Source organism: Petralouisia muris, assembly GCF_004793545.1.
Classification (GTDB): Bacteria; Bacillota; Clostridia; order Lachnospirales; family Lachnospiraceae; genus Petralouisia; species Petralouisia muris.
The window spans coordinates 54519-73119 of the sequence record NZ_SRYA01000026.1 but is presented as its reverse complement, the minus strand read 5'-3'; the positions used below and the strand labels follow the sequence as shown (position 1 = coordinate 73119).

Annotated in this window: 23 protein-coding genes and 3 pseudogenes; 10 read left to right on the top strand and 16 right to left on the bottom strand. The window is 41.9% G+C overall.

Features of this window, described 5'->3' with window-relative positions:
• The first annotated feature begins 363 nt into the window (after positions 1–363).
• Both E5329_RS14045 and E5329_RS14040 read left to right on the top strand, forming a co-directional pair.
• The gene (locus E5329_RS14045) at positions 364–825 is read left to right on the top strand and encodes a GyrI-like domain-containing protein (RefSeq protein ID WP_135990135.1); all 462 of its coding nucleotides are present in this window, start codon (positions 364–366) and stop codon (positions 823–825) included.
• Positions 826–855: 30 nt separating this feature from the next.
• Positions 856–1023, top strand: a complete 168-nt coding sequence (locus tag E5329_RS14040) for a hypothetical protein (protein ID WP_275443276.1) — start codon at positions 856–858, stop codon at positions 1021–1023.
• A 191-nt stretch (positions 1024–1214) separates the two neighbouring features.
• On the opposite strand, the pseudogene E5329_RS32835 reads toward E5329_RS14040, so the two are convergent.
• The 3 genes and pseudogenes from E5329_RS32835 to E5329_RS32575 form a co-directional block, all read right to left on the bottom strand.
• A pseudogene (locus tag E5329_RS32835) lies at positions 1215–1624 on the bottom strand (transposase); the annotation flags it as partial.
• Positions 1625–1833: 209 nt separating this feature from the next.
• Positions 1834–2463 (bottom strand): GyrI-like domain-containing protein, encoded by a 630-nt coding sequence (locus E5329_RS14020; RefSeq protein WP_135990133.1) that lies wholly within the window; start codon positions 2461–2463, stop codon positions 1834–1836.
• A gap of 59 nt (positions 2464–2522) precedes the next feature.
• A complete protein-coding gene (locus E5329_RS32575; protein WP_408634658.1) occupies positions 2523–2612 on the bottom strand; it encodes a hypothetical protein in 90 nt (29 codons plus the stop codon).
• A gap of 298 nt (positions 2613–2910) precedes the next feature.
• On the opposite strand from E5329_RS32575, the gene E5329_RS29785 reads away from it, so the two are divergent.
• Both E5329_RS29785 and E5329_RS32185 read left to right on the top strand, forming a co-directional pair.
• Positions 2911–3069, top strand: coding sequence for a hypothetical protein (locus E5329_RS29785; RefSeq protein WP_168356633.1), 159 nt, complete (start codon positions 2911–2913; stop codon positions 3067–3069).
• A 49-nt stretch (positions 3070–3118) separates the two neighbouring features.
• Complete coding sequence (locus E5329_RS32185) at positions 3119–3433, top strand: hypothetical protein (protein ID WP_168356623.1); 315 nt, start codon at positions 3119–3121, stop codon at positions 3431–3433.
• On the opposite strand, the pseudogene E5329_RS14010 reads toward E5329_RS32185, so the two are convergent.
• From E5329_RS14010 to E5329_RS13985, 6 genes and pseudogenes are all read right to left on the bottom strand, one after another.
• Positions 3355–3710, bottom strand: a pseudogene (locus E5329_RS14010) (ATP-binding cassette domain-containing protein); the annotation flags it as partial. The gene E5329_RS32185 and the pseudogene E5329_RS14010 overlap by 79 nt on opposite strands.
• Positions 3711–3880: 170 nt before the next feature.
• Complete coding sequence (locus E5329_RS14005) at positions 3881–4192, bottom strand: hypothetical protein (protein ID WP_168356632.1); 312 nt, start codon at positions 4190–4192, stop codon at positions 3881–3883.
• A 318-nt stretch (positions 4193–4510) separates the two neighbouring features.
• The gene (locus E5329_RS14000) at positions 4511–5041 is read right to left on the bottom strand and encodes a hypothetical protein (protein ID WP_135990131.1); all 531 of its coding nucleotides are present in this window, start codon (positions 5039–5041) and stop codon (positions 4511–4513) included.
• Positions 5042–5076: 35 nt separating this feature from the next.
• Positions 5077–5856, bottom strand: coding sequence for an SMI1/KNR4 family protein (locus tag E5329_RS13995; protein WP_168356631.1), 780 nt, complete (start codon positions 5854–5856; stop codon positions 5077–5079).
• Positions 5857–5894: 38 nt separating this feature from the next.
• Entirely contained in the window at positions 5895–6599 is a 705-nt protein-coding gene (locus tag E5329_RS13990; RefSeq protein WP_135990129.1) for a hypothetical protein, read from the bottom strand.
• A gap of 102 nt (positions 6600–6701) precedes the next feature.
• A pseudogene (locus E5329_RS13985) lies at positions 6702–6989 on the bottom strand (sensor histidine kinase); the annotation flags it as partial.
• Between the two features lie 64 nt (positions 6990–7053).
• Between E5329_RS13985 and E5329_RS13980 the strand changes: the two are divergent.
• From E5329_RS13980 to E5329_RS13965, 4 genes are all read left to right on the top strand, one after another.
• Positions 7054–7341, top strand: a complete 288-nt coding sequence (locus E5329_RS13980; protein ID WP_135990128.1) for an NADAR family protein — start codon at positions 7054–7056, stop codon at positions 7339–7341.
• Between the two features lie 126 nt (positions 7342–7467).
• On the top strand, positions 7468–7767 hold the full coding sequence (locus E5329_RS13975; protein ID WP_275443273.1) for a GNAT family N-acetyltransferase: 300 nt from the start codon (positions 7468–7470) through the stop codon (positions 7765–7767).
• Positions 7725–8267, top strand: a complete 543-nt coding sequence (locus E5329_RS13970; RefSeq protein WP_168356630.1) for a DUF6756 family protein — start codon at positions 7725–7727, stop codon at positions 8265–8267. Before E5329_RS13975 ends, E5329_RS13970 begins: the two co-directional genes overlap by 43 nt.
• A 220-nt stretch (positions 8268–8487) precedes the next feature.
• Positions 8488–8931, top strand: a complete 444-nt coding sequence (locus E5329_RS13965) for a DUF4303 domain-containing protein (protein WP_135990126.1) — start codon at positions 8488–8490, stop codon at positions 8929–8931.
• Positions 8932–9179: 248 nt separating this feature from the next.
• On the opposite strand, the gene E5329_RS29775 is transcribed toward E5329_RS13965, so the two are convergent.
• The gene (locus E5329_RS29775; RefSeq protein WP_168356629.1) at positions 9180–9356 is read right to left on the bottom strand and encodes a hypothetical protein; all 177 of its coding nucleotides are present in this window, start codon (positions 9354–9356) and stop codon (positions 9180–9182) included.
• Positions 9357–9574: 218 nt separating this feature from the next.
• On the opposite strand from E5329_RS29775, the gene E5329_RS13960 reads away from it, so the two are divergent.
• Both E5329_RS13960 and E5329_RS13955 read left to right on the top strand, forming a co-directional pair.
• Positions 9575–10870, top strand: coding sequence for a sensor histidine kinase (locus E5329_RS13960; protein ID WP_135990125.1), 1296 nt, complete (start codon positions 9575–9577; stop codon positions 10868–10870).
• 6 nt (positions 10871–10876) lie between these two features.
• On the top strand, positions 10877–11596 hold the full coding sequence (locus tag E5329_RS13955; protein ID WP_135990124.1) for a LytR/AlgR family response regulator transcription factor: 720 nt from the start codon (positions 10877–10879) through the stop codon (positions 11594–11596).
• 153 nt (positions 11597–11749) lie between these two features.
• Here E5329_RS13955 and E5329_RS13950 read toward each other — a convergent pair whose 3' ends face one another.
• The 6 genes from E5329_RS13950 to xrtG all read right to left on the bottom strand — a co-directional run bounded on the left by E5329_RS13950 (position 11750) and on the right by xrtG (position 18546).
• On the bottom strand, positions 11750–12715 hold the full coding sequence (locus E5329_RS13950) for a FlxA-like family protein (protein WP_135990123.1): 966 nt from the start codon (positions 12713–12715) through the stop codon (positions 11750–11752).
• A gap of 147 nt (positions 12716–12862) precedes the next feature.
• A complete protein-coding gene (locus E5329_RS13945) occupies positions 12863–15019 on the bottom strand; it encodes a family 2 glycosyl transferase (protein WP_135990122.1) in 2157 nt (718 codons plus the stop codon).
• Between the two features lie 30 nt (positions 15020–15049).
• Positions 15050–15532, bottom strand: coding sequence for a 6-carboxytetrahydropterin synthase (locus E5329_RS13940; protein WP_135990121.1), 483 nt, complete (start codon positions 15530–15532; stop codon positions 15050–15052).
• A complete protein-coding gene (locus tag E5329_RS13935; RefSeq protein ID WP_135990120.1) occupies positions 15529–16587 on the bottom strand; it encodes a hypothetical protein in 1059 nt (352 codons plus the stop codon). Before E5329_RS13935 ends, E5329_RS13940 begins: the two co-directional genes overlap by 4 nt.
• Positions 16588–16592: 5 nt before the next feature.
• Positions 16593–17963 (bottom strand): TIGR03111 family XrtG-associated glycosyltransferase, encoded by a 1371-nt coding sequence (locus E5329_RS13930; RefSeq protein WP_135990119.1) that lies wholly within the window; start codon positions 17961–17963, stop codon positions 16593–16595.
• A complete protein-coding gene (xrtG, locus tag E5329_RS13925; protein WP_275443272.1) occupies positions 17947–18546 on the bottom strand; it encodes an exosortase family protein XrtG in 600 nt (199 codons plus the stop codon). The genes E5329_RS13930 and xrtG overlap by 17 nt, the downstream gene beginning before the upstream one ends.
• Between the last annotated feature and the right edge of the window lie 55 nt (positions 18547–18601).

Below are 18601 nucleotides of genomic sequence, written 5' to 3'. Positions count from 1 at the left end.
TGACATATATTAACATAGATTCCAAAAATATACAAATTATTTCACGACAGTTCCTCAGTAGAGGTATTTTCCATAATGTTTGTACATGGATTGATAAAAAGTGTAGTTGCTGTTATACTTGTAGATACAGTTGCGCTTATTGGGATATTGATTGCCGGAATCACTAAAATAAGTTTGGTTCGTAGTTCAGCATTCAAAAAGTAATATCAAAAAGTTTTGTCACTCTTTGCATAATAAACGTAACCGATTATTTTACAAGGAAATTGGCTGGACAGGCGGGCTTCTCTGCTGGAGATAAAATCACCGTGAAATACCGGCAGGGGTATCTTATTATCGCAAAATCGTCATTAGAAGGAGAAAAATATGAAAATAGAAAAATGTATAAAAGAATCTTTTGTTGTAATAGGAAAAGAAGGTTCTACTTTGGACGGAGAAGGGTTCATCCAAAGATTATGGGCTGATGCAAATTCTCATTTTGAAGAAGTTCACGCTTTGGCCAAGAAAGATGTGACAGGTAACATAGTTGGCATATGGGGAGTGATGTCTGACTTTTCGCACATGTTCAAACCATGGGAAGGTTTTACCAAGGGTCTTTATCTTGCGGGAGTAGAATGCAGAGATGATGCAGAAGCGCCAAATGGTTGGACAAAGTGGATTGTTCCTAGCTATGAATATATTTATACAGAGTGCGAAGAAGATGATGTTTTCCCCAAAGTAATAAAATATTTGGAAGACAATTCCATTCCTCTGGCGGGGGCAGTTCATGATTTTACTTGCCCGCAGACAGGGAAGAATTACATGTTTTTCCCAATTAAAAAACTATAAAACAAATTGAGATTTGAAAGGAAAAGATTTATGTCTGATTTTAGTATAAATGAAATGTTAGATATGCAAAGAAGGCTTCAGAATAAATACAAAGATAAATGGGAAAAGCTTTCTCCTGAAGCAGGTAAACACAAGTTGCTTTGGATGATAGGCGAAATTGGTGAAGTGATTGATATTGTCAAAAACACGGAGATATAAAAGTATCTAATGATGTGGAATTAAGAAAAGACCTTGTTGAAGAAATGGCTGATGATGTAAATGAAAAAGCAGTATAAGACAGCCGAAATATTTTATTCGCGATGGGGGCCGTATCTGCCGGTGCAACATTTTTCCGCACATTCACTATAAGTGCAGATATCAATACCAAAAATATATTTTTGCATTCTAGCAAATCTGCGGATAAATTCAATCCTGGAAAGCGTCAGTGTTTTCCATTTTCCTTCCTTCGTGCAGTCTTTTACAGAAAATGTCACATTGTCCTCATCCATATGGACTAGGCGGCAGTTGCTGATTGCAATCCGATGGATATAGTTCCCAAGATATTAGATGACAGACTGTGCTCCATTAAAAGTTTTTTGCAATGGGGAACCAACTCTTTCCCATAACAGATATCCAGAAGCCGCTTCATTTCATAATGGTTACGGTATTTTAAGGCCGTCCCATGGAGTTTAAGCTTTTTATCCTGCCAAAGTGATCTCAGTTTTTCCATATATTTCCCACGGAATTTACGGGACAGCACTTTGACTGGAAGGAAAAAGGAATCTCCGTTATCTTTCCATCTATTCTCTTTATCAAGCCCTCTCGATTCTTTCCTTAACGATTTGTCGTTGCTTTATTATATATCCGTTTTTCAAAAAATGAAAGCGATTTGGATTCGCTTGCTGTAATGTCGTAAAAACCTCGTCCACGGCTTCCGGCTCACCGCTGGTTGCCCGGACAATCGTTTCATAGGGGAAAAGGTTCAAGTATAGCCTTATGTTCTTATCGGTTCAACGGATTTACTGTTTACTAATTTACCTTATACCTCAAAATTGTTTTGAGCTTATCCGCTTTTGTCCTATTAGTTAAATAGATTTCTCTGTGACAATCTGTTATCCGTTGTAAACCATTTTCTTTTGCAAATCTATCCATTTGCCCAAAAGAGAATGGTTCATTGTCATATGAACCAATATGCAGAATTTCAACACATTTTCCGTCATGTATCGTATCAAAAATAATTTCTTCATACAGTTGGTTTGGCTTTTTAATTTTTACCCTTTCTAATGCAGCACATACCATTTTCGATGTGATAAAGTCCGGCTGACGTATCATAATGGTATATTCCAAATTTTCTTTTATGAGTTTACCGGCAGCAGATTCCGTATCAACGTTTTTCTGTTTCCAGATACCCTCTAAAGGATAAACCGTAAAGTCGTGGATTTCATTTGATAAAATATTTTCAGTTGCAGTAGATTTATAACCCATTTTAATAGCATACGCTAATGAAAAGAGAGCGCCTACCCTATCTGAAAAATCCGTGCCGTTAGGATTTCCGCTTCCCTTAATCATAATAAAATTTTGTGTGGGTATATCTACCAAAGCAGGTATACTTTTTGCTCCATACAGGGCTTTTTCGTGCTTTCTCCATTCAAATTTCATATCAGCACCTCCTTATGGAAACAGTGTATCAAACATAACCTGGCACCTAATGTCATGTTCTATATTTTTCCTGCATTTTCTGTAATTTTTTTCATTTGCTCCCGTATAGACTGCGGTTCTATTATCTCAACGCTATCAGAAAAAGACATTGCATAAGAATACAGAATCTCATTGTCGGTAAATCTATTTGGACATATAAATTTCCCCGTGAATCTTCTGTTATGTTATCTGTAAATTCATCATGGACACGAAAAGCTGCCTGCCTATTAAATTTCAACTTAACGGCAACAGTGTTTTCATCCCTTTCCGACTTTTTGTAATTGTTTTATCATTAAATCAATTACCTCCTGTCACCAATAGGAGAAATGGACATAATAAATCGGAACTGTTTTGAAAAAAGATGGAAAAATATTTTTAATATACAGATAAAAGGGCGGTGCCTCCATAATGCAAAAGGAAATAATATCGTTTTCAGAAACGGACGATAGCGATTTTGATAATGATCTTTTAAACGCACCGGCACAGGAACACTCCGCTATCCAAGAAATAGAGCAGGATAAAGAAGAAGACTCTTTACCCGAAGAAACAGCCTCTGCTCCCACTTGATTTTGTAAAGCGTGGCGTGGAATCCCGCCGGAATATCAGCGACACGTCAATGATTGCATTGACAATGGCTATGGGCAGCCAACCGCAGGCAGTAACCATGAGTTTCCAGAGGGAATATGCGGAACCCTATGAATGGCTGTTAAAAGAATTTAGCGACTGGGTATTTACATTTGTATCTGCCTTCTTATACTATCAGGACAAGGACATGCATGACGACATGCAGAAAGATTTATACCGCCAGGGCATGGCGGCATTCGGCGGCATTGCGCCCTTCATCCATGAATTTTTGTCTACCATATCGCCGTCCAGCTCTACGGGCAGGACGATATTTTCATGGACGTTCAGAACAGGGACAAGGTTGTAGTTCTGGAAGATAAAGCCGATATTGCGCCGACGGAAGATGGTAAGCTGCTCGTCGTTCAGCACGGCCAGCTCTTTTCCCTTGATCTGAACGCTGCCGGAGGTGGCACGTCCAGACCGCCCATCATGTTCAGCAGATTGGACTTGCCGCTGCCGGAGGTCCCGACAATGGCGACAAATTCCCCCTGCACAATGGAGAGGGTCACGCTGTCCAGCGCCTTTGTGATGTTCGGCTCCCTTCCGTAGTATTTTTTGAGAACAGTTGTTTGCAAAATGCTCATGGTAAGCACCATCCTTTCTGTGATACCGCTATCATAACAGCCAATTTTTACAGAAATGTTACGGGCCGCTGGTTGTTCACCCTTGAAATGTCACAATTCTGTGACATTTCAAAAACCTTACTTATTCTGCTCTGACATTTCAATTTCAGGATTTACTAAAACGTTGTTAATCATTGGTTCAGGATATTTTGCAAATAACTCAGGATGTACTTTTTGTGTATTTCTCCAAACAGCGTACTCTTTGGAAAAAATTTTATGATCTGGTATGGGTAACTGCTGAAACAGTTCTTCGTCCCATAAACGGGCGGCCTTTTTCCAGATACAAATTTTTTTGCCCTCGGAACGGCATAATCTAAAACGCTGTTGTCCTTGCACCAAAGTCCGATCAGCATATCGGTGGCGGGTCTGTATGCAGGAAAAATATGGGTTACTGGTTCTGTTTTATGGGGGACAAGCAAGTCCGGTGTTTTCATATTTCCCACAGCAAGAGCCTCCAGCATTTCAAGTAAAGCCCAATAATGAGTGTCTCCACACATCAAAGAACACAAACTTCTGAAACAATTTTCTTGGTAAATAAGGTTATTCAACCTGTTCCAGTCTTTGTCCATCAGCACTTTCCCAAGACATTGTGCATACGGAAAAAATCCAATCTTAGCGGAAATGCACTTGAATACACCCCCTGTTTCAAGATGCATCCCTATCATCAAATTGATGTGTTCCTCTATTATTTGTGATATTTCTCCCCATTCGTTTTTATATTGCCCCATGTTTCATCCGTTCCATTTTACAGCAAAACCGTTTTACCTTTTCCACTTATCCAGCTTATATCCTCTTTGTTCCAGCTTTACGCGAAACGCTTCCGCAAAATCAAGAAGTCTCTCAATTTCATCCGGTTGGTGTATGTTTTTTGGCCCATACAAAGTTTTAGAACTTGTTCCGCCGATATTCAGCAATTCTCCAAAGTCTTCTGAGCCTTTTTTATACTCGAAACATAATTGATGGGCCTTGGGGTCATAAGAAACATTGCCTACGTTGTCTATATCAACATAAAACGGGTCTGAATGTTTCTCCAAGGCTGCGTCTATCTGCACAAGGACTAAGCTAAAATCGCTTCGCCTGAATCCAACGATGTAGCAGAAAAACGTAGTAGTATTCCAATCAAATATGAAACCTCTTTCAAATTTTGAAGTTGACATATAAGCATACAGAACTTCGTAAGTATCTCCATCTTTGACCGCTTCATTAAAAACCTCCCTCATTCTTTTTTTCTTTCTCTCACAGTCCACTGCATCGTACTCAGGCTCCTTTGGCTTTTTTGAAAATAATCCCATACTGTTTTCCTCCTTAATCTGCAAATGAAAGTTGTCTATTCTTCCTCGCCCGGCTTGAATACCTTCAAATACGCGGGACGGCCCTCCGCTTCCTCACCATAGACATACAGCGTATTGGTCTCGGTATCCAGACAGGTGTGGCAGAAGCGCCCGCCGGGGAAAGGATATGGCTCACACAACCGTTCGAAGTCTACACTGCCCTTGGACAGGATCTTTTGTATTTCGGCGGGGTTCTCGATCTCGTCTGGGTTGGCCTCTTCCTCCAGATTTACAAGCATAATGTCCAGGAGGAAAGACTGGACGGAATCGGAAAATGGAGCCCAGCTGTACATATCATCCTGGTCGTTGTAGTACACCGCCGGGTTGGGGTGGGTCAAATCCTCCGCTTTGATGCCTGCGTACCAACAGCCCTGATTTTCGCACCAGAACAGCAGGTAGTTGCCTGCAACCTCGCCCCACCGCTCTCGCGGCAGGGCACGCAGCTTCGCCAACTCTTCATAATCTTCTTCTCCCGGTTTGCTGAAAGACTCCAAGTCCTCGTCAATATGATCGTAAGAGAAGGTCAGGCGCTTCTCAAAGAGTTTGGCCTTTTTGTCAGGGACGAATATCTCATGTAGCGCACAGTTCAGGCTGGCCTTGCCGCAGGTGAGATAGTAGTCACGCAGGGCAGCGGGAAGGCATATTCCTGCCGCCGCCTCATAGGAGGCGACTGTTTTCTCGGAAAACCCTGTTGCTTTCCCCTCTCCAAAGCCGAACAGCGGTTCTGCCCACTGAACCAGCTCTATGGGGGAAATCTGATACCGTTTTGCACTCATTATGACATTTTCCTTTCTGCTATTTGCATTCATTTTTCTTAATCATATTCCGCGCAGATATATTTGAAATCCTCAGTCTTGCGCAATGCTGCCAAAGCGTGTTTCTCTATATGCTTTGACATGATTTCTACGGCATACCGGAAATTCTCTGACGGATGGCCCTCGGCGCAGCGTACCATTGTGATCAGCATCCTGTTGTCACCTTTGATATATTCAGACGGGTAGTTGCCGGAGTTATCGCAGGCATCTTCGTCGCGGTATTTCCGTCTTACTGCCTCCATCTGCTCTGCGGTGCCGATCACTGCATGGTAATCCATGTTATCGCCGTCACTGTAGTAGTCGATAAAAAGCCTTGCCATAACATCCGTACATTGTTGGATCTGCTCAATCATGGCATTTGCATTTCGGATAGCAAATCTCCGAATTTTCGCCTTAGCATCTTTCTTGTTTTCATAGCGGATGTACAAAAGTGTTTCGCGGCCCTTAAGCATAGCCGTAATCTTCTGAAGCATTCCACCCTTGCCATAGAAGGCACGCAGCGTCCGAACAAGTTCCCCCTCTGGCACGCTGTACAGCGTCATCTCACGCCTGTCCTTCCCAACAGGAATGTTATAGGTAAGCATTTGATACTGTGCGTCATAGTCAAAAGAGATCGCATTGTCTCCGTTGATGTCCTTACTAAAATCAACAACGCTGTGCACGCCTTCTTTATATGTGAGCGGAATGTTGCGTAATTCTGGCATTTGGCTCTCCTCCCCTTATCAAATATGAACTTGTCTGCGTGGTCACTATCATAACAGCCAATTGTCGCAGAAATGTCACAGGCCGCTGGTTTCTTAAAAATTTTATCCACGAGGCAGAAATACGGAAAACGTGGAACCACAACCCACTGTTGAAGCAACTTTGATATATCCTCCCTGCATGGTGACGATTTCACGAGCCAGATATAGTCCGATACCAATTCCCTCAATGTTGTGTACTTCTTCTTCCCGGTAAAAGCGTTTGAAGATCATTTCCTGTCTGACCTCAGCTATTCCTTTGCCGCTGCCGGTTATGTTGATTTTTACATAGAACTCCCAGCTTTGAACGGAAACCTGAATGTTACCACCTGCCGGGGTGTGCTTCACCGCATTGGTTTTGTTATCAATCCCACCACTTTGAAAAGCTCTGGGAAGAAAAGTGAGAAATTTTGACGAAATGATATGGGATGAGGTAAAGTATTCCATTGTCCTAAACAGCAATTATTTAAAGTTTACACAAGATCCCAAATTCAGAGATTTTCTGTTGTCGACCGGCGACAGTATTCTTGCGGAGGCAAGTCCATATGACAATATATGGGGAATTATGATGGAAGAAACGGACGAAAATGCTTTAAATCCGCTAAAGTGGAGAGGGCAAAATCTGCTTGGTTTTGCGTTGATGGAAGTGCGTGATGAAATCCGGCGCGTTTGGAAGAACGCAGATATTTGTGGAAAAATACAATGAAAGAAATAATTGCCTGTAAAATGTTATTTGATAAAGAAATAGAATATAGTGACGAGATACTTTGCATACCTTTCCAAAAAAATATTGGAATGAATATATTCAAAATATAATGAGTGTTTTTACGAAATGAGAAAAGATTTGGAAGTTGAACCAATAAATTTTTATTCGGGTTATGCTCAAATGATAGATAAAGCAAATAATACTTACATTTGTTTGAAAAACGGGGTGATTGCTGGAGCTGTGTCCTGCTATGGGAATGAAATAGATGACCTGTTTGCTGATAAGGCATTTCAAAGGCAGGGTTTAGGCAAAAAGCTGCTATTATGGGGGATAAATCATATAAAAAAGCAGGGTTACAATGAAATCACTTTGCATGTAGCTAAATGGAACCAAAGGGTGGGAACTATGATGGAATTGTTTTGGTAGGTGAAAAAATGGAGAATTGGAGAGAACATTTGAAAGATAAGCCTGTGAAATACTGGATTCGGACTGAAATTGAAGAAATAATAAAGGAAAAATCAGTTGACAGAAAACGGTTTTATGAATATTCAAAGACAAAATACCAAAAGATTATAAATGAATTTTATTATGCATTTGCAGATCATAAGAAGTATCCAAAAGTGGAACTAAACTATTGCTGGCTGCATTTTAGGCAGGAACTGAAAAAGATAGATTGTATTAGTGAAACGATTGGTTGGGAATGTATGCTGGCAAAAATAAAAGAACGGTTATCTTATGATTGGAATAAAAAGGTTTATTTAATTCTTTCTGATGGGTGGGTTTATGAAGGATATATAGATAATATAATAGATGTACTTGAAGAAGTTGATGGATTGTTGGAGGATTTTTATATTGTTACTCCGCAATTTGATAAATTTGCAGCATATTCTGATGATGGTCAGTGTTTAGTTTTTTATGAAAAATAGTAATGGGATTAAACGGTTAATATTTTATCTGCACAAAAAGTGACAATTTGGTAATTGCAGTCCCACAGACCGTTACAGAAGCGCACCCGCTTTGCGCGATACTTGCGCCAAATTCAGGTTACATAGCCCGCTGTGCGCTTTTTGAGGATTGAAAGCTGTTTGGGATGGTGGTATACTTTGTCCATATTAATTCGACAAAAAGAAAGGGGAATCATGAGAGATGGAACAATTTTTTTTAGGCCTGCAACCTGACATCGAGAAGGCGGTGCGGCACGCAATGGAGAAGATCCGCCGGGAGATTGGGAAGGAGCACATCTACAGTGCGGCCCTGGTCACAGACAGTGACTGCATCACCCTCTTTCTGGCGGTGAACACAGAGGAGGCCCTGGCGAAGAGGGACAAAGCGGACCGGACGCCGGAGCGCCTGGCGGAGCTGCAAAAGTACTGGCCCAAGGAGCTGGTGGATCAGGTGGCGGACGGCTCGTTCAGCTTGAGCCGTTATGTCCCCGACGAGTGGGACTACTCCGATGGGACAGACAGTGAGCTGAATCAGATCAGCAATCAGCTCTACGACCAGGAAGCGACCCTCTCTGACGCGGACGACGATATCTACGACGAGGTTCATGAGCAGTTCCAGACCTGGACAGGATTTTTCAACGGATAAACGGTTGTGGAACTATGAAAGGGTTCTGTAAAACAGTCAAAAAGGATACAAGATTTTATCGTTGATTAACGAAAGGGATGCATCCGGGCTGCTATTTTAATAAAAGAGGATCTAATTCCCCACAACTCTGCTGCGTTACACACTAAGCGAAGCTGTGGCTGATCCTCTGCCGCCAATTTTCTAATGATGAAGTACTTTAAAAGAAATAAAAATTGTGTTGCGATTGCGGTACTCTATTCTGATTATCTTTATTTTTTTTCATTTCTGATAAATCCGTGATAAAGCAATATAGAGCAAATCGGTGAAATCATACTTATCCCTGTAGAATCTAAGTTAATGCCGTGCATGTTGCAGAATATGTTGACTGCCATTGAAGCAATTATTACTATTCCTGCTGCGGCAGCTCCTTTTAAAAAGTGATTCATAATTTCATATCTCCTTCCAAAACAAGTATATAGTTATCATACCAGAGAAAACAATTCTTCTTTTAAAACAGTCATAAAATGCTTCATTTCGTTAAAAAGTGCGTTTTTATCCTGGGGACTACGCAGTTATTCAGCATTTTCGCAGAGCAGCACTTGATACAAACAATCAAATACAGTATAATCAGGGAGGTAAACCTCGAAAGGAGGATTATATTGAAATGTTGCTGTCGTTTTTTCAGCTTTCTCTTGCCATTCGCAATGTATGGCCTCAGCGCATGAGTTTGAAAGCGTTTCTGGCGCTTTATATGCTGCTGTTGCTTGCCGGAATGCCTGTAACGCTCCTGTCTTGCATCCCATACGGTCTGTTCGGTATTTTGGTGGCAGCGTGTATTTATGGATTGGTTACTTACCGAGATACCGCATCCCAGAATGTTTGTATGGGGATGATTGGATTTGTGCTTACCGTCGTAGTAGATAATTTGCTGGCAAATCTTCGGAATATGTTGATTTCTCCACATTTATCAAATCAGCAGTATATTTCTTTCGGCGTCACTCTAATTCGCATGCTGCTGTTTTATTTTATTACGTTGCTTTGCGGCAGGCTTCTTAAGAAATTATTACTGTCGGGCAAAGGAATTCTGCGTCTTCCGCAGACCTGGTATCTGATTGACGCTGCATTACTGCTCCTTATAACCATCTATCTGTTTGATAATTTGATTCCGGGACAAAATGGCTCTGTCGGCAAAATGATATATAATAATGCTTTACATATTTCAGGGTATTTGCTTGTTATGCTTTTTTTGCTTCTGGCTATGCGCCGTACCTGGCTGGAACAGCTGCAGACAGAGGCAAAACAGAAAGCTTTGCAGGATTTGCAGGACTACACACACAATTTGGAAGTCATGTATAACGGGCTGCGTTCCTTTAAGCATGATTACGTTAACATTTTGCTTTCTTTATCCGGCTATATTGAAAATCGCGATATGGACGAATTAAAGAATTTTTTTGAGGACAAAATTTTCCCAACAAAGAATCTGATTGATCAGGGTGATTACAAGCTGAATCAGCTTAGTAACATCGGCGTGCTGGAAATCAAAAGCCTGCTTTCTGCAAAAATGATTTACGCCCATGAGTCAGGGATTGATGTCACAATTGATATTCCCGACAGAGTAGACAGTTTTCTGATAGACACCGTAGATCTTGCCAGAATACTGGGAATCTTTTTAGACAATGCGATAGAAGCCGCGTTGGAGACAAAACAGCCCCAAATAGGCTTAAATATCCTTCAGAATAAGACTGGCGTGTCAATCATCATAAGCAATCACTTTCGGGATAACGGCATAGCGCTGCATAAGTTAAAACAGAAAGGCTTTAGTACAAGGATTGGACATCAGGGAATTGGACTTTCCAACGCTCAGAAAATTATCAATTCTTATGACAATGTGCTGCTGGAAACAACAATGCAGTCCGGTTGTTTCACGCAGCATATGGAACTTGCTGCCAGAAAGGAGTGACATAATATGCTGGACATCTTTGTGTGCGAAGACCATACCGAACAGCGGCGGACGATTGTGCAAATCCTTCAAAATACCGTGTTGATAGAAGAATTGGATATGCAGCTTGTTTTAGATGCAGGAGACCCTTATGTGCTGCTGGAAAAGGTTAAGACCAATCAGAACACAGGCATTTATTTCCTTGATATCGATTTGAACAGCGACATGAACGGAATGAAACTGGCGCAACAAATCAGATTGTATGATCCCCGCGGTTTTATTATATTCATAACCGCACATTCTGAACTAAGCTACATGACGTTTCAGTATCGGGTGGAGGCCATGGACTTTGTATTAAAAGACAACCCTGCCGAAGCGAAAGTGAAAATCAGAGAATGTCTGTTAAATGCAATGGAACGCTATACGCTCCAGACCAACAAGACCCATAAGGTCTATACTACACAAGTGGGTGGACGAAAAATCAGCATAGATTATGAGGATATTTTCTTTTTTGAAACTTCCAGTAATATCCATAAAGTGATTCTCCATGCGAAAGATCGTCAGATTGAATTTTCCAGCTCTATAAAAGAACTGACAAGCACATTAGGCGATAACTTTGTGCGCTGCCATCGGTCTTTTCTGGTAAATAGAAATAACATAAAAGAAGTAGATGCTAAAAATCGAATTATCTATTTTACCAACGGAGAAACTTGCCTGATGTCCACGCGCATGATGAAGGGGTTCTGAAAACGGAACTTCAAAACGCTGGGCTGTCAGAAAATGAAATTCAGGCGCAATATAGCGTTTTGGTTTTAAGGATTTATGCTATATTGCGCCTGAATTTCATTTTCCGTCAGCCCCTTGGATGAAGAAATATATGGTTTATGTCAGGAAAGCCTGTCAATCTCTAAAAGAAAGGAAAAACTTCTGCTGTGCTGCCAGCCCTTCTTCCTGGGATGCTCTCACAGCATTAATAAAAGCGTTATGTTCGGCGTTGCCCTGTGATTTATTCTTAATTCCGGCCACATCATTAATCTCTAATGCTGATTTCATTGTCTTATTAGCTTCACCCAACACAGAGAGTTGAAATGTTGTTGCCATTTGCTCCCTTTTTTCCATCTTTTCAAGCGCATCCTGTGTCCTTTCTGTATTTACATCACGCATTTCATCCTGATTCATTTCTCCCTTTAAAATAACGATGCCGTCTTTGGTTCTGGCTATGACAGCTCCCAGGCGATTTGCCTGCTGTATGGAAGCATCTGCGGATACAATTGCATGTGCTTTTTTGGGAGACAGGCCAATATCTGTGTCACTGTCTGCGGCTTTTGTCTCTTTATCAGAAATGCTCTCCTCTTTTGCTTCATCATCCTGTGTTTTGTCTGTATCTGTGCCGCGGTTCTCAATCTGATTCATTCTGTCCTTTAAAATAACAGTGCCATCGCTGTTGCGGAGTATGATCGTTCCTTGACGACTTGGCTGCTGCTTGTCATTTGGCAGGTTCTTTTCATTTGCTTTCTCTGAGGATGTCTCTTTTGTTTGGTTTTTATCTTCTGCAGCTTCTTTTTCGTTCGTCTTAAGCTCTTCCTGCAGCTTTGCCATCATGATTTTTCTTTTCTGTGACTTGCGCAGTTCTTCCTGATGCTGTTTCAGTTCTGTATTGAGACGGAATACTTCTTTCTGAAGTTTCTTTCGTTCATCTGTTTTTTCATGAATAGAAAGTTCTTCCTTGGAAGATAACTTCTGCATCTGTTGCTGTACGTTTGTAATTTCATTTTGAATATTTTTGATTTTTGGCTCTGTGGAAGCTGCCGTAATCATATGCATGCTTGACATGCTGTTCATTGACGGTACACTGTTCATTCCCATAGCATAATCTCCTTTCTGGCCAAAGGCTGTTTTCAGACAACAGCTCCTTTCCTGATATATGTTATGTTTCCTGCTGTATTTATTTATATTCTACTATTATTCACAGGTAATAAGCAAGAGTATTTTACTATATTTTAGTATAAATTCCTATTGTTTCGATAAATAATCCTGCAAAATATAATAAGACTGTTTCAGCCGCTCCCGATAGGCCGGCTGAATCCACCCATCCCAGGCATAAGCACCCTGTACTCCGTCTATTTCAAATTTAATATCATTGATGGATTCATAAGTAATCTCATTATTGGCATATAAATCGGCAATACGCATCTTGACATTGGGTTTGGCAATATTCAGCAATAGCCAGGGCAGCCGAACTTCTGTCACACTGCCTTTTTTACAGAAATCTGCCCGGGAATTATAGTCCGATGACAGAGGATCGGCATTCCCATGGCGCAGCTTTCCCGTTTCTGTCTGTTCCGTTTCCACCAATGTGCCGTCTGTCAAGAGTACCGGACGGTTTAACATCAGATAAATGGGAGCAAAGGTATTGTTCTCAGCATCCGCATACCCTTCCTGCACTTTCAGCACTTCATTGGAGGCGTACAGTCCGGCGGTATACAGCCAGTAATTGACATCATAATATGGATGCACCAGCAGTTTGGTCTCGTCTTCCCCCTTCAGCTTCAGGCAGAAATCGGCGCCGCCGTATTCTTCATTTCCCTGATTTTCTATGGTATCTATGGCAATTTCTAAATTATCATTGTTTCCCCGAATCAGCAGATACACATATGCCTCATCACTTCTTACGAAAAGTTCTGTGTCCCCGCTGTTCAGTACAGGTTCCTCCCCTTCCCATTCACCGTCATTTCCATCCACCGTACAGGCTGCCGTCTCACCGGGATCAAAGGACAGCAGCCCAAAAAACTGCTCGCTGGTCTGAACGTCGCACCAATAGGGCCTCACATCAGAATCTGTAAAATCCATGGTATTCCAGGTTCTTTTAAACCATTCATCCTGCCAGATAAATACAAAAGCCCCTGCGCACTCGGTATCAATAATATCCTGAAGCATGGAAACAATGGCGTTGCCCTGTTCCTCCTCCGTCAGTCCGCCCTGGTTAAATCCCGGTTCCTTTGCAAGGTGGGTAATCCCTCTGGAAGCAGGCACGCCAAACTCCGAAATCACCACCGGCATGGTATGATAACCATTCAAATCACCCAGATAATGCCGGTAGGAATTGGGCGGATCATCTGCCAAAAGTTCCGGCGCATACCGCATCATTTCCGGATAGTAGGGATAGACATGATAGGATGCAAACAGCCCCGCCTTAAATTCCGGCCTGGCCTTGATATGCTCTGCATCTACGGATACCGCATCCTCCGTCTCGGGATTAGGTTCTCCAGGATGGGAAAGAGGATCGGTAGTCACCCAGTTGGCAAATGCTGTGGGATGCTGCATCTGATAATGTTCCATTTCATAAGAAATACATGCATCCAGTCCGGAGGCAAGAAATACCTCAAAAGGAGATGCATGTTCGGTATACAGATACGCTCCCTCAAAAGCTGTCTGATTTGGATTCCTGTCGTTTGTGCCCATAACAAATTCCGGCTGCCATTCAATTCCCAGAATCCAACCGCATAAATATTGGGACACGTCTGCCGTGTAAGTGCCGCCGGCATTGCCTGCCTCTGGCTCAATCACTGCATTTCCATGTACCACATCAACAATGGTTTGGCACATTGCAGTCCAGTCTTCTGCAATCTTGCTTTCTTCGGCGTAAGCGTCTTGAAGGCTGCTGATGTCTTCTTCATTATTATAAACGCCCTGTATAAAATATAGAGGCGACGCTGCCCGTTGATTGTATTTGGCAAGTGCCTGATAGAACTCCGGCATTAAGATCGTATAAACACGGATGGTATCTGCATGCATTTCGCTGATTTGGCGGAACCATCTGAGATAATCATCCTCGGTAATTGCAAATTCCCCTGGAAAAGCGCCCGGCTTACCTGCCCCGATATTCACGCCAATGGGCATAATATCCTGCCATTGTCCATTTTCTCCATATACCTGAAAAGTCTTTTCACGGGTGCGGAAGGAATAATTCACTCCATCCTCGCTGCACATTGGAAGAACCTTTATATCCTCCCCGGAATCCTCAGGCAAATTCATGGATTCTTCTGCTTCTTCCTTCCCAGGATCAACCGTCAGCTCCAGCTGCTGTGAAGCGCATCCGCAAAAGAGACTTACCGCTGCCAATAGCAGCCATAGAAAGTTTACCGCTTTTCTTTTGTGAAATTTATGCATTTTTTTGTCCTCGCTCATTCTTCTTATGGTTTACCATTTATTATTCTGATCCGACATAAGCTGATCCACCACATACTGCACTACGCTAAATACCTGCTCTGTCTGTTTTTTCCCAATCTGCTCAATAAACTCCGGTTCATTCCTGTGGCTGACAATATAGCTTCTGGTGGGCGTTTCGCTTCCCTCTATGGAAACCAGTTCCCCGCCCTGCTCTCTTAGCAGCGCCTGAAGCTCTTCATTGAAATAATCCGTCACATTTTCAATGGTAGGAACAATTAAATCAAATGGCTTGATGTTATTTAAAATCTGATTTTGATATTGCTCCAGATATTGCTCAATCAATGATTCAAAGGTACGAAATTCCACGAATTCATTGCCGCTGACAATAATTGTGGTGATAAATTCCCAGGTATGGGGATGTGTCTGCCCTTGTTTGCCATTAATAATGATGTAATGGTTCATATTTAAATAAGATTTCAGCCGATATTCCCGATATAGCTTTTCCTTTCTCATGTATCTGCCACCGCCTTCCAAAATCGCTCAAACTGCAAGCTGTAATTTTCCTTATTATCCTCACAGTACAAATCTGCCAGTCTCCGTACCTTCCGGTTTTCCAAAGAGTTGATAATCCTGCTGCTGGCGGTCTTTTCATATCTGGCAAAAATCAGCAAGATCCTTTTTTCATCCATGGAAAACCGCAGCACATTGCTATCCAGAACTACCTGCATATGTTCAAAAAATTCATCCCGGGCCTCTGCTGATTCTGTTTCGAATACTGCAAAGTGCAAGGGATGCGCTCCTCTTTCATCCAAAACCTGCAAAAATTCCTTCAATACCGTATGCTTAAATACGTGTTTGCTGGCGCTGAAAGCATATTCCCGCTTCAGCTGTCCATCCAATTTTTCCAACTGCTGATTCTGCCATATCATCTGCTCTTGCTGCCGTTTGGCCAAAACGGCCTGACTGTTGATTTTTTTGGACATCATCATACTCAGAATAATCAAAAGCGCCAGAACGATGGACAGAATAATGATAATAGAATTTCTGCATTCCAGCAGAATATTGTCTTCCAGGATTACTTTGTCATAGGTCAGGAGACAAATCCGGTACTGCTGCTCTCTCCAGTCAAAAATCATGCCGGAAGCAATAAACCGATCCTCATCCAGATAAATAATCTGGTGGCCCACCTGATTTACGTCCAGGAGATTCATAAAAGCTGCCGCCGAGTCACTGGCATAATAAGTGCCGTCTGTAAATCCCTTATAACGGTTGGTTTCCGTAAGGCTTTTCACAAACAGAAAGGAGTCTCCTTTGCTGAGGGTCCAATACCTGCTTGCTGTGGCGTCCAGAGAACTGATAATGTTGGTAATATCCTTCTCTGTGGCGTCATCCCCCAGACGGTTAATTTCTCCCAGAACTACCTGAACATAGCCATCCTGTTCTGCTCCGTAAAGCTCCAGAAATCTTGTCTCATAATTATTTAACTGCCAGATAATAAATGCATCCGCTGCCATAGAAAAAAATACCACAAGGGCCGTTATAATGAAAAAATTAAATTTGCGTTTCATATCTTTCATTCCTGCTCATAATTTACTGCTTTCCGCGCCCTTTGCAGCAAATTCAGAGGCTTTTGGGCCATTGCCTTAAATTCTGCCTCAAAATCCTTTCTTTCGTCTGTCAGAGTACGGGTTTTCCATGCACTGTCTGTATTGATACTGTTGATTACTCCTGCAAATCGGATAAAGAACACCGCAAAATTAAAAGACGGAAGCAAAGGCACCACATACCAATGTTTTCGGTAATACCGCTTTAAATGTTCAAATTCCTTCAGGAATCCCACAGTAGAAAAATAATACAGGTATCCGCTGATGATATACAGAAGGAAAATAACTCCTGTGGAAATCAAAATTACTTTGGGGGAATAATTCATGCACATCAAACAAATCAGCGCCAGATACCAGATCAGTCTTGGAAATGCAAAGGTGTGGTCATACATCAGGGTACGGACCATAACATTCGTGAACATGTTGCGCACCTTCAAATCTTTTTCCAAAAACTGGTGGGACACCTCCAGGCTTCCCCGCTGCCAGCGCTGCCGCTGAGTATATAGCTTATTGACTCCTTCAATGGGGTCAACGCAGAATATGGCGTTTTCACAGATTTCCACCCGGATACGCTGCAAAAACCGCATCTGAAATGTAATATTGGTATCTTCGCAAATGGTATCCGTATTATAAAGCTGGGATTTTAACACAGCAGACTTGCGAAATGCGGAAAATGCGCCGGAAAGGGTATATATGGAATTTGTCTCAGAAGCATAATTCCTTCCTGCCAAAAAAGCCTGGGCATATTCCATAAATTCCATTTTCCGAAGTATACGCGCAAAAATCCCCCGGTATTCTTCAATCATTTCTGGCATAGTAAGAATTGCGCCGGTCATGCAGTCCACATTCTGGCAGCATTCAAATTTGCGCACCATTTTGCGTATGGCATGAGGCTCAAACTGCCCGTCGCTGTCCACATGGATAATATATTTTCCGTCTGCATTAAACAATGCCAGGTTCAGTGCCCGGGACTTTCCCTGCCTGGCATTCAGCCACTGCATCAGCAGATCCGGATATAATTCCTGACATTTGGTATACACCTGGAAGGAATTGTCCTTTCCTTGATTGTTCACCAGAAAAATTCTCATTTTTTCATTGGGATAATCACTGTCGTTGATGGATCGGATACATTCCTGCAGGGAATTCTCTGAATTATACACTGGAATGATCAGCGTAATCTCGGGCCAGAACACAGGATCTTCATATTTAGGAGGAAACAGCTTCTTTTTTATCAGAATCAGTACACTGCCCATAGAGGGAATAATCTCCATAATCAGCGGAATGATAATCCAGGCAGCCCAAAACAAGAAAGAATTCAAAAAATTATTTATCACTGTCATACTGGAAACTCCCCACCTTCTGTTTGATGATCTGCGGTTTCGTAAAGACATAGAAATATATCATCACAGACAGCCCATAGAATACAAACCGGCCAATAAAAGTGTGTGCAATATGATACATATCAATTCCGCCGAAATAAATAATCATGGAAATTACTGTGATTCGCAAGGCGTTTGCCAGCACCATTGCTATGATGCCCAGAACTCCCACATATATCCGCTCATATACCGTATAGACCCGATAAAACATAAGAAGGGAAAGATATGCGATAATTTCAATAATACCGGAACACTCGAAATCTATTTTCAGTGAAATTGCTCCTGCCGCCGATTCTATAAAAATAACGCCATATTTGTAATGAGCGCTGTACATAGCCCCGATTTTCCCCGGAAGGCTTGCCAGAAGCGCTACAATCCGTGCCAGAGGCTGAGTCAGCACAGGCTGTAAATATGCCAGCATCAGGAGAAAGGCGCCTGTGCTTCCCACAAGAAAATACCAGAAATTCAGCTTACTCTTATTCAAAACGCGGAGAATAAACAGCCATATCATTAATCCCGCCAAACCTATCAGATACTTTATCATATGATTCCCCCGCTTCCTTTTCTTACTGATACAAACAGCTTCCTGTTTTTATAAA

What these genes read in the sequence shown, in the direction of transcription:
- E5329_RS14045 (WP_135990135.1), top strand. Translation starts at nt 364, where the DNA reads ATGAAAATAGAAAAATGTATAAAAGAATCTTTTGTTGTAATAGGAAAA.
- E5329_RS14040 (WP_275443276.1), top strand. Translation starts at nt 856, where the DNA reads ATGTCTGATTTTAGTATAAATGAAATGTTAGATATGCAAAGAAGGCTT.
- E5329_RS14020 (WP_135990133.1), bottom strand. Translation starts at nt 2,463, where the DNA reads ATGAAATTTGAATGGAGAAAGCACGAAAAAGCCCTGTATGGAGCAAAA.
- E5329_RS32575 (WP_408634658.1), bottom strand. Translation starts at nt 2,612, where the DNA reads ATGTCTTTTTCTGATAGCGTTGAGATAATAGAACCGCAGTCTATACGG.
- E5329_RS29785 (WP_168356633.1), top strand. Translation starts at nt 2,911, where the DNA reads ATGCAAAAGGAAATAATATCGTTTTCAGAAACGGACGATAGCGATTTT.
- E5329_RS32185 (WP_168356623.1), top strand. Translation starts at nt 3,119, where the DNA reads ATGATTGCATTGACAATGGCTATGGGCAGCCAACCGCAGGCAGTAACC.
- E5329_RS14000 (WP_135990131.1), bottom strand. Translation starts at nt 5,041, where the DNA reads ATGGGATTATTTTCAAAAAAGCCAAAGGAGCCTGAGTACGATGCAGTG.
- E5329_RS13995 (WP_168356631.1), bottom strand. Translation starts at nt 5,856, where the DNA reads ATGAGTGCAAAACGGTATCAGATTTCCCCCATAGAGCTGGTTCAGTGG.
- E5329_RS13990 (WP_135990129.1), bottom strand. Translation starts at nt 6,599, where the DNA reads ATGCCAGAATTACGCAACATTCCGCTCACATATAAAGAAGGCGTGCAC.
- E5329_RS13980 (WP_135990128.1), top strand. Translation starts at nt 7,054, where the DNA reads ATGATATGGGATGAGGTAAAGTATTCCATTGTCCTAAACAGCAATTAT.
- E5329_RS13975 (WP_275443273.1), top strand. Translation starts at nt 7,468, where the DNA reads ATGAGAAAAGATTTGGAAGTTGAACCAATAAATTTTTATTCGGGTTAT.
- E5329_RS13970 (WP_168356630.1), top strand. Translation starts at nt 7,725, where the DNA reads ATGGAACCAAAGGGTGGGAACTATGATGGAATTGTTTTGGTAGGTGAA.
- E5329_RS13965 (WP_135990126.1), top strand. Translation starts at nt 8,488, where the DNA reads ATGGAACAATTTTTTTTAGGCCTGCAACCTGACATCGAGAAGGCGGTG.
- E5329_RS29775 (WP_168356629.1), bottom strand. Translation starts at nt 9,356, where the DNA reads ATGAATCACTTTTTAAAAGGAGCTGCCGCAGCAGGAATAGTAATAATT.
- E5329_RS13960 (WP_135990125.1), top strand. Translation starts at nt 9,575, where the DNA reads ATGTTGCTGTCGTTTTTTCAGCTTTCTCTTGCCATTCGCAATGTATGG.
- E5329_RS13955 (WP_135990124.1), top strand. Translation starts at nt 10,877, where the DNA reads ATGCTGGACATCTTTGTGTGCGAAGACCATACCGAACAGCGGCGGACG.
- E5329_RS13950 (WP_135990123.1), bottom strand. Translation starts at nt 12,715, where the DNA reads ATGGGAATGAACAGTGTACCGTCAATGAACAGCATGTCAAGCATGCAT.
- E5329_RS13945 (WP_135990122.1), bottom strand. Translation starts at nt 15,019, where the DNA reads ATGCATAAATTTCACAAAAGAAAAGCGGTAAACTTTCTATGGCTGCTA.
- E5329_RS13940 (WP_135990121.1), bottom strand. Translation starts at nt 15,532, where the DNA reads ATGAGAAAGGAAAAGCTATATCGGGAATATCGGCTGAAATCTTATTTA.
- E5329_RS13935 (WP_135990120.1), bottom strand. Translation starts at nt 16,587, where the DNA reads ATGAAACGCAAATTTAATTTTTTCATTATAACGGCCCTTGTGGTATTT.
- E5329_RS13930 (WP_135990119.1), bottom strand. Translation starts at nt 17,963, where the DNA reads ATGACAGTGATAAATAATTTTTTGAATTCTTTCTTGTTTTGGGCTGCC.
- xrtG (WP_275443272.1), bottom strand. Translation starts at nt 18,546, where the DNA reads ATGATAAAGTATCTGATAGGTTTGGCGGGATTAATGATATGGCTGTTT.